Annotated in this window: 16 protein-coding genes; 9 read left to right on the top strand and 7 right to left on the bottom strand. The window is 38.2% G+C overall.

The window, feature by feature from the left end:
• Window positions 1-259: 259 nt before the first annotated feature.
• Window positions 260-496: a translation initiation factor 2 gene (locus PV403_RS12995; protein ID WP_213532467.1), complete on the bottom strand. Its 237-nt coding sequence runs from the start codon at window positions 494-496 to the stop codon at window positions 260-262.
• Between the two features lie 399 nt (window positions 497-895).
• Between PV403_RS12995 and PV403_RS12990 the strand changes: the two genes are divergently transcribed.
• From PV403_RS12990 to PV403_RS12975, 4 genes are all read left to right on the top strand, one after another.
• Window positions 896-1,480: an asparagine synthase C-terminal domain-containing protein gene (locus tag PV403_RS12990; RefSeq protein ID WP_332084920.1), complete on the top strand. Its 585-nt coding sequence runs from the start codon at window positions 896-898 to the stop codon at window positions 1,478-1,480.
• 528 nt (window positions 1,481-2,008) lie between these two features.
• A complete protein-coding gene (locus PV403_RS12985) occupies window positions 2,009-2,476 on the top strand; it encodes a GNAT family N-acetyltransferase (protein ID WP_332084919.1) in 468 nt (155 codons plus the stop codon).
• 88 nt (window positions 2,477-2,564) lie between these two features.
• Complete coding sequence (locus PV403_RS12980) at window positions 2,565-3,041, top strand: NUDIX hydrolase (protein ID WP_332084918.1); 477 nt, start codon at window positions 2,565-2,567, stop codon at window positions 3,039-3,041.
• A gap of 44 nt (window positions 3,042-3,085) precedes the next feature.
• Entirely contained in the window at window positions 3,086-3,550 is a 465-nt protein-coding gene (locus tag PV403_RS12975) for a hypothetical protein (protein ID WP_213532471.1), read from the top strand.
• A gap of 263 nt (window positions 3,551-3,813) precedes the next feature.
• Here PV403_RS12975 and PV403_RS12970 read toward each other — a convergent pair whose 3' ends face one another.
• The 3 genes from PV403_RS12970 to PV403_RS12960 all read right to left on the bottom strand — a co-directional run bounded on the left by PV403_RS12970 (window position 3,814) and on the right by PV403_RS12960 (window position 6,730).
• Entirely contained in the window at window positions 3,814-4,659 is an 846-nt protein-coding gene (locus PV403_RS12970) for a cytochrome c oxidase assembly protein (protein ID WP_332084917.1), read from the bottom strand.
• On the bottom strand, window positions 4,652-5,155 hold the full coding sequence (locus PV403_RS12965) for a DUF2243 domain-containing protein (protein WP_213532498.1): 504 nt from the start codon (window positions 5,153-5,155) through the stop codon (window positions 4,652-4,654). Before PV403_RS12965 ends, PV403_RS12970 begins: the two co-directional genes overlap by 8 nt.
• Before the next feature lie 405 nt (window positions 5,156-5,560).
• Window positions 5,561-6,730, bottom strand: coding sequence for a S8 family peptidase (locus PV403_RS12960; protein WP_213536023.1), 1,170 nt, complete (start codon window positions 6,728-6,730; stop codon window positions 5,561-5,563).
• 249 nt (window positions 6,731-6,979) lie between these two features.
• Between PV403_RS12960 and PV403_RS12955 the strand changes: the two genes are divergently transcribed.
• Window positions 6,980-7,795 (top strand): MBL fold metallo-hydrolase, encoded by an 816-nt coding sequence (locus PV403_RS12955; RefSeq protein ID WP_213536025.1) that lies wholly within the window; start codon window positions 6,980-6,982, stop codon window positions 7,793-7,795.
• Window positions 7,796-8,372: 577 nt separating this feature from the next.
• Here the strand turns inward: PV403_RS12955 and PV403_RS12950 are convergent.
• The gene (locus tag PV403_RS12950) at window positions 8,373-9,023 is read right to left on the bottom strand and encodes a hypothetical protein (RefSeq protein ID WP_332084916.1); all 651 of its coding nucleotides are present in this window, start codon (window positions 9,021-9,023) and stop codon (window positions 8,373-8,375) included.
• A gap of 234 nt (window positions 9,024-9,257) precedes the next feature.
• The gene (locus PV403_RS12945) at window positions 9,258-10,466 is read right to left on the bottom strand and encodes a DUF418 domain-containing protein (protein WP_332084915.1); all 1,209 of its coding nucleotides are present in this window, start codon (window positions 10,464-10,466) and stop codon (window positions 9,258-9,260) included.
• 230 nt (window positions 10,467-10,696) lie between these two features.
• Between PV403_RS12945 and PV403_RS12940 the strand changes: the two genes are divergently transcribed.
• From PV403_RS12940 to PV403_RS12930, 3 genes are all read left to right on the top strand, one after another.
• Window positions 10,697-11,374 (top strand): nucleotidyltransferase domain-containing protein, encoded by a 678-nt coding sequence (locus PV403_RS12940; RefSeq protein WP_332084914.1) that lies wholly within the window; start codon window positions 10,697-10,699, stop codon window positions 11,372-11,374.
• A 305-nt stretch (window positions 11,375-11,679) separates the two neighbouring features.
• Window positions 11,680-12,252 carry a histidine phosphatase family protein gene (locus tag PV403_RS12935; protein ID WP_332084913.1) on the top strand — a complete coding sequence of 191 codons (573 nt, stop codon included), beginning with the start codon at window positions 11,680-11,682 and terminating at the stop codon, window positions 12,250-12,252.
• Between the two features lie 36 nt (window positions 12,253-12,288).
• Window positions 12,289-12,735 (top strand): hypothetical protein, encoded by a 447-nt coding sequence (locus PV403_RS12930; RefSeq protein WP_332084912.1) that lies wholly within the window; start codon window positions 12,289-12,291, stop codon window positions 12,733-12,735.
• A 122-nt stretch (window positions 12,736-12,857) separates the two neighbouring features.
• Here the strand turns inward: PV403_RS12930 and PV403_RS12925 are convergent, their stop codons facing one another.
• Window positions 12,858-13,202, bottom strand: coding sequence for an MmcQ/YjbR family DNA-binding protein (locus tag PV403_RS12925; RefSeq protein ID WP_332084911.1), 345 nt, complete (start codon window positions 13,200-13,202; stop codon window positions 12,858-12,860).
• Window positions 13,203-13,502: 300 nt separating this feature from the next.
• Between PV403_RS12925 and PV403_RS12920 the strand changes: the two genes are divergently transcribed.
• Complete coding sequence (locus tag PV403_RS12920) at window positions 13,503-13,838, top strand: hypothetical protein (protein WP_213536040.1); 336 nt, start codon at window positions 13,503-13,505, stop codon at window positions 13,836-13,838.
• Window positions 13,839-13,878: the final 40 nt, after the last annotated feature.

Here is a 13,878-nt window from a genome sequence, read left to right as displayed (position 1 = left end):
ATTTTCTTTCATCATCTGTATAACTATACATTAAAATGATAATTTATTCAATTTTATTAGTATGCTTTTACATTTTTTTACGCTAACAGGAAAACGATAGTTGAACACAGCAGGGAGCAGCTTGCCAGTTGGCAGCCGCGCCCTTTTAGTTATGCAAACCGGCAGATTAGTTGAACAAAATAAGTGGAGGTTTTATGTCACATTTGCCGCATACAGCGCAATAAAAAAACCGGCTGAAGAGCCGGGGATTTATTAATTGTCAACCAACATTATTCCTGATCTTAACTAACTCGTTAATAAAATGATCAAGTTGTTTCTTAGTTGATTTAATAGAAGCGGTACGACTATTGTTTTTGGTTTTATAATCCTGCTGTAAAGCTTCTAAGGCTAATCCGGCAGCTAGCGCAGCGATTCCATCACCTAATGTAGCAATGGAACTCCCTATAAAAGCTAGCTTGGCAATTTCTATATCTCGTAGGTCCTTATCAATGGGCAATTTCTACGCCTCCTTATTTCCATATGTACTAATATATGTTCGTATTCATGAATTGTTAAAAATACGTTCGGAACAACGTGTTGCAGTTCTTATGTTCTTATATGTTGGCCCATTACGCATATTGTGTAGCGAGGGAGATGAGATAATGAGGAGTTTGGCCTGTTCGTTGCTTACTCCTGTCACTTCATGTCCAGTTAACTCTCTGTACATTTGTCGGAACATTTGATTATGCCCTCGTTCATCATTTCGCTTCCCCTGGACTGAAATCCTCATTAATTCAAGCGCGTCTTCAGTTGAAGTTGCCCAAATGGGAACGAATTGTGATATGAACCCATACGGATAAATCATATTCATGAGCGCTTTTTCGGTAATGCTAATATTTTTAACAAAAGCGGAAAGATGACCTTGCTCCAGCAATCGATACACGTTCAAAATAGCTTTTTACATCCCGCGGATATTGTTAAACCTTTTTATGATAAGACAGTTCACCTAGATCCTTCGACAAGAATGCAGTATATTGATGTGAAATTTTGGTTACCTGGAGACATTTTATCAAAAACAGATAAGTTGTCCATGGCACATTCATTAGAATTAAGAGTACCGTTTTTAGATAAAGAGGTCTTCGAAACGGCTAAAAAAATACCTGTATCCAATCGGATTGGCAAAAAAACATCAAAACTTGCTTTGCGTAAAGCTATGGAAGGAATCGTTCCCGAAGCTATTGTGAATCGCCCGAAATTAGGATTTCCCGTACCCCTTCGTGATTGGCTGAGGACTCCAGCTTCAGATATAATGTTTGAAGAAATACGATATAGTGGCATTGATGAAATATTCAATACGAATATAATCGAAAAGATGTTTATCCAGCATCGGAGTAATAAAGGTGACTACTCGCGTAGAATATGGTTAATTTACATTTTTTCCGTGTGGTACAATCTTTTCATAAAAGAAGATCTGAGGCAATTAAAGAGTGCCGTGTTGTAAATACCCAAGCCATAGTCACTGGACAGAAGAGAGGACACATTATGGTTCGCAGTGACTATGCAGTCAATAAGGATAGATTTGAAAAAGTTAATGAACGCATCTAGATATGATTTTTATAGTTATAATGAGTGATAAAATTGCTATTCTAGTAGATGATCGAGGCTTTAATTAATCGCTTTTACTATTCCAACTTACTAAATAACACTCCCTATATTGACATGGATTTTTCACGATTGTAAGAGTGCTATCTAATGGACTCAGGGGATACATTAAGGATAGAACATTAAATATAGAAGTGTGTTTTTGAATCAGTTCGAATCTATTACTAAATTCTATCCATTTTACATTAGTATTTGATCACATAGTGATCAAAGGATGCCTCTTTAAAACAGCAACAGTTGTAGTTGCTGTTTATTTTTTATTCGATAAACTTACAGAATGAAAATTATTAAGCCTTATGGAGAGGATACTACCAATATATATGGAACTCTTATAGATATCGGATATTTTTTAGGGAGGGATCGATTAATGGAATTTAGAGAAATAACGTGGGATAACTATATTGAATGTATTGAGCTACAAGTTACAGAGGAACAGAAACGCTTCATCTCTTCTAATCAACATGCACTCGCAGAAGCTTATATTGCCTCAAAAGAGGGGCAGGTCATTATTACATTTGCGGTTTATAAAGACGAAAAAATGGTCGGTTTTATAAGCATGTATTATGACGATGGTGATGGAAATTTTGAATACAGCAGCTATGGAGTTTTTAAATTTATGATTGATAAGCGATACCAAGGCAAAGGGTATGGAAAAGAGGCTATGGTAAAAGCGATAGAATTTTCAAAATCATCTCCTCATGGAAAAGCTAGGGTCGTTGAACTTACATATAAACCTGAAAATGTAGTGTCCAAAAATTTATATTCATCACTAGGCTTTGTTGAGACAGGGAATACCCATCCTTCGGGTGAAGTATACGCTGAGTTTGTCTTGTAGTGGTGACAGATTAGGCTTACATACCAACAAAACTAGAATAGGAAAAATAGACAAACCGTTAAATAGGATCATGGCTTGGGGGCAGAGTATGAACAGAGTACAACATGAAGTTCCTTTGAGATGTAAAGGCATTGCAGTAGTCTTACTTAAAAACACACCCTGCGGTTACAAAGTGTTGTTATTAAAGCGAGATACTCCTGTATTAAGAGGTGTATGGTGCTATATTGGCGGCGGTATTGAAGAAGGGGAAAAAGCCTGGGAGACTGCGCTAAGAGAAATTCGTGAAGAGACAGGTATTACAAAAGTTTCCCTTTTCACTTCAAATAAGTTCGATCAATTCTACTCTGCAAAAGAAGATTACATTTATGTTGCGCCGGTATTTGTGGGATATGTGGATGATGACCAAGAAGTGATTTTAAACAATGAACATACTGAATACGAATGGTTGACATTTACAGAAGCAATAGAAAGAGTTAGTATACCAGGAAATGAGGAAGTTCTTGAGTTTATCGAGAAACATTTTGTAAGAAACTCTCCTATGGAATTTTTACGTATAGGAATGTAGTCTTGATTCTTTTTGCATGTTTACCTGAGAGGAATGTTAGATGAATGAAAAACAAAATCATGAAGATAATTGGAACAACTGTATTGTCGATCTCTCTTATAACTGGAATTGCTAGTTTTTCTTTGGCAAGTAATGGCGATGTGACATCCAAAGAAGGAAATGAAATCAATGAAGTTAGTCCATATTCACTTAAAAATATACTAAATTGGGTTTTAAAGCGTGACACCGTGGACCCTGTAACCGATTATTTTGTGTCAATTGGATATCCCTATATAAAACTTGATGCAAAAAATACAGGTGCCCATCCTTTTAGAATTGAAGTAAAGCACAACAGTAAGAATACTATTATTTTTAATGAAACAGTTGAAGCAGGTGAAACAGTAGAATTTATAAATAATGATAATATGCCACCTGTTCCTTCAGGTGCTTATACAGTGACTATTTACGGGGGATCAGGCCTACCCAAGGGACAAGTTGTTCTGATAAGTTCTGACACTAGGTGGCCTTAAAAAAGAGAGTCAATTAAACGACCCACCAGCCCTATTTGATGAGGCTCATTCATTAATTAGGATCTGAATAGTTGCTATTACATCTTTAATCGTGAGGATTAAGTACGAACTAGAGCATACAATTCCATAATACAGCGGCAGCCGGTTAGTAACCAGCTGCCGCTGTATTCGTATATTGTCTCATTTCTTCTGTTTCAGAATAAACTGCATATATTATAAATACACCCTCCCTATCACTGAGTATTTGTCCGTTTTTCTAAACTTCAAAGCAACCCATTCGGATCCCCTTCAAATATCTCGCTTTTTCGTTTAGTGGAATGAGTATCGGAAGTAGGGTGGAAAGACCGATACCATTGAAGACAGAATATGAAAATTAAAACGAGATCGATCAAATCTCCCCCATAATACATTAATAAACCACCTGCTTGGCCTTGATCTAGAGGGATTCCTTCAGGAGGATTTGCATAAATCCTCTTCGATAATATTCCGTGACCTGCAAAGGCGACGATCATCGTAAGAGATCGCAAGGTATAGCTAATTCGGTGCGGAATAGGTTCCGTATAGATCATGGAAGCCGTAAAGAGGTAACCAGCAGCAAAGACATGAAAGTGAACCAGAGTATGGATAAGCATACTATATTGCATCACAGTATAGAGACCTGTCCCGTATATTAGCCACAGTCCACCGATATTAAGAATGGATGCTGATATGGGATGGGTTATTAATAATAAGGGTTTGGATCGTAACAACTGGGTGACTCGTCTTGCAGAGTATACTTTCATTGTCCGAAGAGTAAGTGTGAGTGGCGAAGACAAGACGATAAGTAGTGGTCCTAACATGCCCAGGAGTAAATGGCCTAACATATGCGCCCTAAAGTCTAGGGGTGTCCAAATAGCGAGCGGACCAGTAATGGCTGACGCTGAGCACAATACACCGATACCAAAGCAAGCATAGCGATAAGTTGGCCACTGCCTGAAGCGCCGATTAGATGACCTGGCAGCATATAGATATATTGCGAATGCAGTTACAGTGATTAATATCGGAATCAACAAAGATGGACCGAGGCTGAGAGTTCCACTATGTGAATGACTCATAGGGTGGTCAGTCATATTGAACTTTCCCTTCCGAAGCGATTCGTTTCGGGCTTGTTTGCATCGTAATAACAACTCCGACAATTAATAAAATGAGGGCTGCAAAATTCCATACCAAATCATATGGAAGTATATCAACATGATAACGAATCTGGTGTAAACGCATAACCTTATGCTGAATAATGCCGTCATAAAGCTGAAAAGAGCCAGCCCCTAGCAGAATTCCTCCAATCCACCTTTTTAGAGAGAAAGCATCTCGGCGTCTGAGGTCAGCGAGCATGAATGAAGAACCTATGGTTGCAAAGAAACTAAAGGCATGGAATAAGCCGTCGGATACAAGGCCAATGTCGCTGGTGGACTTATCATAAAAGTGGTGCCAGTGTAAAAGTTGGTGGAACACCACTTCATCTATAAAAGCAATAATCCCAAAACCCAATAAAATCCCAGTCCATAAATTACGGGACGAGTAATGATGACCGGTATATTTGCTAATCCTTATTCTCTCATTCCCCATGATTGGTCTCCTTTGAATGTAGTAGTTATCTTTACATCTTTATACATCTATTGATAGTCTTACCCTCAAAGAAATACGGTAAACCACATATAAAGTCTTTGAAGAATTTAGAGACATACGGTTGAGAGATCAGCGCTTGAGACTATCTACAAATCAATTTTCTTATGCAAATGGAGAATGATAATGAGGAAAAATGGTTCATACTAGATCATCCAACAAGCAGTGTATTAATTCAATAGATGTGATGGTGTCGAAGATCTTAATTATGGTAGAGGTCTAGATCAATGTGGAGAAGAGAGCGATAAAAGAGCGTTAGATCCTGATCAGTTATTATTCTCTTCTTTTATTATAAAAGTTCACTTCTTACTTTCACTTGTTGGATGATCCGTAGTGCTTATCTATGATCTAAAGAATAGGCTGCTGCACAGCTCGAAGCGCATTTATTCGCCCCTGTGTCCAATAGGTTCCCGTTCCTGGTATCGGATCGCAGGTAAAAACAATACAATCTCTTATATTCGTATTGGTTCTACCTTGAGATGCAAGGAGTGCTGCCAATCCTGAGACGTGTGGAGCTGCCATCGATGTTCCACTTAAGTAAGCATAGCTGGTTCCCGTGTAGGTAGATAAGATTTGTTCTCCAGGAGCGGCAACATCTACCCATGCACCATAGTTGGAAAAGGTTGATTTAACGTCCAAAGAATTCGTTGATGCAACGGAAACGACTCCGGGAAGATAAGCGGGATAAACGGGGGTCGACGAATTGCTATTACCTGCAGAAGCGATAACCACTGCTCCTCGGTCCCATGCATATTGTACAGCTGCTTGAAGAAATGAATCATTCGCTAGCGAACCCAGACTCAGGTTAACCACATGTGCTCCATTATTGGCAGCATAGACGATACCATTAGCCACACTCGACAATAAACCATTCCCGTTATTATCTAGCGAACGGATCGGGATAATAGAAGCAAAGGGAGCCATACCCGCTATACCACCCCCGTTATTTGTAGCTGCAGCTGCAATTCCTGCCACATGTGTTCCGTGTCCGTTACCATCACTTGTATTAGGATCCCAATCCACATAGTCGTAACCAGATAGCAACTTTCCTGCAAGTTCCGGGTGATCCGGCTGAACGCCTGTATCTACAATCGCGATCCTGATATTCGCGGAACTTTGCGTAATGTCCCAAGCAGCAGGAGCTCCAACTCTTTGCGGCCCATACTGGTAATCCGGGAAGAATGGGTCGTTTGGAGTGAAAAATGCTTCATACTTATGATTGGGCTCAGCAAATTCGATCAGCTTATTTTTTGAATACTGTTTAAGCATTCTGCGCATTTTTCGCTTTGAATTAATCCGATAAAATCCTAAATCATCGTAGGACTCTATAATCGTACATTTTGTTTTTTTGTGGAGTGCATCCATATCCTCCTGCGATATTCCATCAATAAATTTGATGATAAGCTCGTTTTCGGCATGAGGGTGGAACTTGAGATCAGCTCTTTTATCTAAATAACGATAGAGAATGATAGTGAACATAATAAGGATAGCGATAGAAAGCCCTGACCATAACATCATCCATACTCCTCCTCTAGCGAAATCTAGTAGATTCGGAATATTGTATGGATAAGGGTGCAAAACAGCTTGGACTTCCTATGAAATATGGTGAATTCGTTCCCACCAAAAAAAGTGCACCACATATTTATTAAGCTTTTAGTATGATTTTCATTTCGAATTGAGCTAAACTGAACAAAAGAAATGAGTTTCTCAACTATTTGTAATTTGTTTTATACACTATCCGGAAAACAAGAAAGGCAGGTAATAGACTTGAAGGAAAATAAAGTACAAGCTACAGCACCAAAAACACAACCATTTGGAAAAGAAGCTTTTGAGAAAGCGGAAAATACGACCATTCGCTGGTTAGGAAATTCAGGATTGTTTATGAATAGCCACGGAACATGCATTATGATTGATCCTGTATTAATTGGTTTTGACATGCCCTTGTTAATTGATATGCCTATTACTCCCCAAGATGTTCCTCATCTGGATTCGATATTAATTACTCATTCCGATAATGATCATTTTAGTCGTGAGACATGTAAAGCGCTAAATGAGGTATGCGATACTTATCATACGACAAATTATGTTGCCGAATTAATGACGGAAGAACAGATCAATGGCGGTTGTGGACATGATATTTATGACACTTTTGATATTGGTCATATTCATGTTAAATTAACACCCGCTGACCATGCGTGGCAGAACGAGCTGAAGGATCAAAATCGTGTCTTTCAATTTGAAGACTGCTGCGGTTTTTATATAAATACTCCCGAAGGCTCTATATGGGTAATTGGTGATTCCCGGCTACTGGATGAACAACTTCACATGCCAATACCTGATGCAATACTCTTTGACTTTTCTGATCAATCATGGCATATAGGGTTGGACAATGCTATCAAACTAGCAAATGCCTACCCAGACACTAATTTAATTTTGTCACACTGGGGAAGTGTGGATGCTCCTGAGATGGAGGCATTTAACGGTGATCCCAAGTCACTTGAAGGACGGGTTGTAAATCCGGAACGTATACATATATTGGCGCCAGGCGAAGCATTTGAACTCCGGAGAATAAACGAAAATTAGTCCCAATAGGAGGTGACTTTGGAAATTTATTTAATGATCTTTAAGCTCTAACGATTTTCGAAGTCAAAGAATAGACATAACACCTTTTCAGGAATCGTATAAAATCTATAGCGTTTTGGCTTTTTCTTATTGGCTCTGTCTATATTATTTTTATTCCTTTTATAAAAGGAGAAAACCCGTTTTAAACGTAACTATATAGAAGACTTTTTAGAGATATGTATGACTTGGAGGATAATATGAAGTGTACTGAATGTGGGTATGAATATAATTCAAATGCTGTAAATTGGCTGTTTCATGGAGATGCTTGTTATGAAATCAAGTCCAATATAATTAATGCCCAATTGTTTATCGAAATAGCAGATCATGCTTTTTCGATAGACCCCCAACAGAAGGAAATTTATATAGATACTTGGCTAATTGATAGCCTTCCTTGCAGATCTTGTTCTCTTCTAAATATAAGAAACAGGAGTGATAGTGTAGAGCTTGTACAGAAAAATGTTAGCAGAAGATTTAACTTGAATTATTATTTTTAAAAATCTAATTGTTGTAAAATACTCTAAGGTGTCTATTTCCAAAGTTATTTAATTTCATTCTTTAGGTTATTAATCGTTCTCCCATTCGTTATATTTGTGAAGCTACTAATTTCTTCCGAATCACTATCAAAAGCAGAAAGAACATAATGATCATCTACGATATAATAGGTACCATAGCGAGTAAAAGTATAACTTCCTTCTTCTTGCTGTGGTCCAACCATTTTCTTAACGGCTGCAATAATCTTCATTCCCGGCCTTAAATGTGGCTCCATATTCGATAACTCAGAATTATACATTATATTTACTGTATCTTTCACTTCATCACCAACAATCACTTCATCAACAGTTACTTCATACGATATGAAAGTCGGCTTATAAGGCTCAAATCCTCTAATCTTAACTTTTTCAGCTAGTTTATCTTCGGGAGTGCCTGGCTCTGCAGGTAATTCTACACTGACATCTGCAACTTGGCTGATAACTTCTGCAACGATAACTGAATCTGCAACGTCTAGAATTTCTTTAAAAGGTATATCTCTCATATTTATATAAGGGACAGTTCCCGTAGATATGGGGTAGTCTTTCCGAATTTCTTGAATCCTTTTTTGTTCTAATGCATCCGTAGATGTATTAGAACAACCAATGACTAAGACTGTCGTAAGTATGACAAGGACCGCTTTCCGTTTGGGTTTGTTCATATAAATAATCCTCCTAACTAAATATTTGTTTTTAAGTTGGTAAAATGGATCTGTTTCACTTTACTTTATCACTTTACTGTATCATCATCGTACTTTGATTAGATACAGAGAAAAGTTGAATCATAAGCAATTATTAACTTAGCAAGAAGGAAGGGCTTTCCTTACTGTCGAACTTGAGAAGCTTGCTCCTCCGTGGGAACGAGCTTCTATTTAAGGTCTGCAGCGCAACCCGGTTCAGTTGACGCTAGGCGTACTTTCCCCAGAAGTCTGGTCCACCATCTTTTTCCTTCTCGGCTGTCCTCTCCAAGAGAGGTATACCCAAATTCGAAGCGCATGTTCGACCGGGCCACTACGAAACTTCTTCAGATAGATTGGACTAATCCATAATTGAAAAGCATAGATGGCAACTGCGATGACAGCACCGACGAACACACCAGCACGACCAAACAGTCCAAAACCATATCCATAATAAATCGTCGTACAGATCACACTTTGCATCAGGTAATTTGTCAATGAGAGACGACCGACTGCTTCGAACCTGTCAATGAGGGCAAGGCTGTGGCTTCTCGTATACAGCAGAGCAAAAGCATAGATATAACCAAGTGCAAGCAGCGAACCTCCGAGCGTTTCCCCAATTCCCATGCCAGGCCACCCTTCCACGCCGAGCTGCGGAGTAAGTACGCTATACGATTTTAATGTCAGACCGATCGGAATCAGAAACATGGTACGTCGAAAATAGGTACGTCTCATCGCTTGTGGATTATCAAAAGTCCTAAGTCTGGCAGCCCGCATGCCGAGCAGGAATATCGGCACTGTCATGAGCGGAGCCAGTATCAGTGCAAAAACGATGACCATTGCCTCCACCTCACCAAACGGATCAGCATGGTTACGGAAATTCTTGATCTCCGTATAACTACCGTTGCTGTATACATCCTGACTTTGCAAGATGTAATTTTGCATATGCGGTGTCGTAGAAACCAGTTGATCCACTGGATTTGAAGCAGGTAAACCAAGGAGACCCGCTCCGGTAAGTAGAAGTACCGCCCAGACCAATAACGTCTTCGGTTTCCGGTTTAAAAACAGTAGAAGAAAGAAGCCAGTAGCGCCGTAAAACGTTAGGATGTCCCCCTCCCAAAGGAAAACGGAATGCAGTATTCCTAATGCGAACAGCAGCATAAAACGGCGACTCAGATGACATTTCGGACGAAGATCCTGTGATTTCAGACTGTCCGACAGTTTAATTATGCCGAATCCGAACATAAACGCGAAAATCGGCATGAAGCTACCCACTACCGTGATGGAGAGGAATGAGTGGAAAGCAAGGTCCATCCCCTTGATTCCGAACAACTTTGGTTCGCTGCCTCCGAATTGACCATATTGGAAAATTAGCATATTCGCGAGCACGATGCCTGCGAGACTGAACCCTCGTAGTCCATCGATCAATTGGACGCGTTTTTTAAATGTATTAATTCGATCACCTCTGTCTTCAGAAATACGTTCCGTTCTATTAAACGTTAAAGACTTCCTTAATGTTTTCTTAAACTTCAGAAAGTGTAACACGTATTTAGTACGAAAAATGAAAGACATGCCAATAATAAAGGTATTTTCTTGCTAAATATTGTAAAATGAACCCAGGATCTAATGGTGCGTTCGTTTATAGGAGGATTTTTGTTGTGGAGAAAATCATTTCGCAAGCATGTTCATTTCTGAGTGGTCATGGATTTGATTGGTCGATCTGCGGTGGTACTGCAATTGATATATTTCTTAGTAAACAGACTAGAATTCATAAGGATTTAGATGTTGCTGTATTTTGGGAAGATAGAAATGCAATTATTGAATTGATGTTAGGTGCTGGTTGGAGGGTATTTGAAGCATGTGGTGGCGGCGTCGTCCTTGAGCTGAATAAAATTCAAGATACGCCATTTGAAAAGCGAAATTTATTTTGTTTCTCGGCCAATGAGGATCGGGTTACATTGGAACCTATTGAACACACAAAATATCGGTTTGAACTTGCAAAGTCGGAACAAAAAGAGTTTACATATGTAGAGTTTCTTTTCAATGAACGTGATGAGACAAGTATACACTTGCCCGGGAAAACAAAGATCAAACGCGAACTAATTAAAGCTATTTTATCATCGCCAGATGATGTACCTTATCTAGCCCCTGAAATCGTTCTTTATTATAAATCAAGCTATTTAAAGGGGGTGGATGCTGCAGATCATAATCATGACTTTGATATATCCTTACCATACTTTACTAAAGAGCAAAATCAGTGGTTAAGAGAAGCGCTTCAAATCAGATATCATAATGGCCACCCTTGGTTAGAAAGAATGAACGAACCACTTAGATAAAGACAAGGAGGCTAAAAGTTATGAAACCATTTCTAGATGTGTGTATATATTTTAGTGCTCTTTTGCTTATAAGTTATTATTTTGTAGGTGTTAGTTTGATAAAGAGTACACAGATGGCAGCATTAATTACAATTCTATATATTCTAATCCTTTTCATAGAGAGGTACTACAAGAGAGGACAGATACGCTAGAGGCGGGTTTGCGCTACAGCCTCTGCTTCTTTCGTTCATCTTGCGACCAGAATAGATCATTACAATCAATAGAATACCGATAATCGGATTTTAATGTTAGGAGGGGCACAGTAAATGGAAGTTATATTTATTCGGCATGGTCATGGAGAACATCTCAACGATTATCCAAGTCGGTTGAATATTCTGCATCCTAGTCTTACAGAGTACGGCAAGTTCCAAGTAGCTCAGCTGCGAAATGAAATTAAAATTGAGCCTAGTGATTTAATCCTTGTAAGTCCCACTAAACGTACAATTGAGACGGCAACTATTTTAACGCATAATATGGACTTCATTATATCTCCACTTGTTGGTCCAAGAATGTTTCCTCAGAACCCTGAACTTCCTGATTTGAAATGTGATCAGATCCTATCTAAAACTGAAATTATAAATCTCTATGGAGATACTGAAGTTCTTGATTTCAATCTGGATTGCTGGAAAGAAGGGATTAATAGGATCGAACAGGATGTTTTTGAAGGATATGCTAAGCAGTTATTAGAGTGGACCCGGAAAAGCTATAAAAAAACATTCATTATTTCACATGATGGTACGATCACGAATTATCGGATATTGCTTGGAGAAGAAGGATTGACCAGAAAAGATTTCCTCGGTGAGGCTGGGGTATACCAAATGCAAGATGAATGTTCATAAAGCATCCTACACTTTAAAAGAGAGAGTGATAAATGTATGTCGATATATACGATGAATTCAGCAATGGAGTTTGCTTCAAAGAATGATATAGAAACATGGGTTCATCTTTTTTTGAATGGGGAAGGTGGCAATGTAGGATTATCAGAGGGACTGAAATTAAAAACAAGATACTGGCTTGGACCCGTAGAAATGGAAACAAGATTTCTCAAGAGGATTGTTGGACCTGAATTAGATATGGAGTATGTTGAAGATGAGAATTGGTGGAGCCATAATATCAATCAAATTTGTAAACGATTAGAAGAAGGCTGGGATATGCCTCCATTAATCGCGGAGAACAGAAATGGATATATAAGTGTAAGAGACGGGAATCACCGTCTGGGTGCATTGCAAAAGTTGAAGAAAGATAAATGCCATATCGTAATCTGGAATGATCATGGGGTATGCAATATAGTAAAAGCTTTAGAAGAGATCGTTAAAAATTAAACGAATTCTATAAGAAGTATCATTGAAGTCGCTATTTTAGCGACTTTTTGTATAACTTCTATTTCAATAAGCAAACGTGACATAAGAAAGAAGGATACAGCAGGATTATATTTTGACCTGTTCTATTCAGATTTCTTTAGTTTTTTTGGTTGAGTCAAATGATAACTTTCACGAACCATATCATGAATGTCAGGTTTTGATAATTCGCCATCGAGATAAACCGTGTTCCAATGTTCTTTATTCATATGATATCCCGGTTGTACATCTGCAAATGTATCTCGCAACGTGCCAGCATGATTAGGATCACATTTTAAATTGATACACAAATGATCATCGAGACGGAAAATCAGAGCAAAAATCTTTTCATTTTCCTTATGGCGAATCGCTGTCCATCCGTCACCAAATGGATGATCTTCATAGGAGTCTGGATACGACAAACAGTGTTCTACAATGTCCTTCATATTCATATACATAACCTCATCTTCATTTTAATTTTGTATTCATTGTTATTAAACACGAATCAAAAATATATATAACCATAAATAATACCATATATTCAACATCAAAATTTAGTGCTAAACGAATTCGCTCAAAAATATGAGTATTAAAGACGGGTCTGATTAATCGGGCTCAACACGAGAATAAAGATGAAGGGCTATACCGTTGAATATTTATAATGTAACTCCTTCTTATATCTCAACGTTGTTTATAATGAGCTACTGTTTTATAGCTAACTGGATAGAGTAAAAAAAGGAGGGGGAAACAGAATGGAATTTAAATTTGGGGATGCTTCTATACTTCTACCTCCTTTACAAATTACGATCATCGCAGCAATCATTCTTTTCCTATTAGTCAGATGGAGCAAGCAGTTAGAAACAAGACGGTTTACGGTTTTCTTTTACTTTTTCATTAGCACTTCCATTACTCCGATTTTTTCTAGTGGTACAAGGGAAGGTGTTTTTGAGCTATGGATTCCATTAGGATTTTTAGTGGTTTTATTTTATTTGTTTCGCAGCAAAAGAAATCATCCTTCTAAAATGAAAGCGAGTATTTTAGGACTTTCCATTGCAATCTATCAGTTAATTCTTCAATATAACGGATAGATTTTGATATCCCACAATGTACTGATTGCTTAACAAGAGC

The sequence above is a fragment of the Paenibacillus sp. GYB006 genome, assembly GCF_036577645.1.
GTDB lineage: Bacteria > Bacillota > Bacilli > Paenibacillales > Paenibacillaceae > Paenibacillus.
This window is presented reverse-complemented; position numbering and strand designations above follow the sequence as displayed.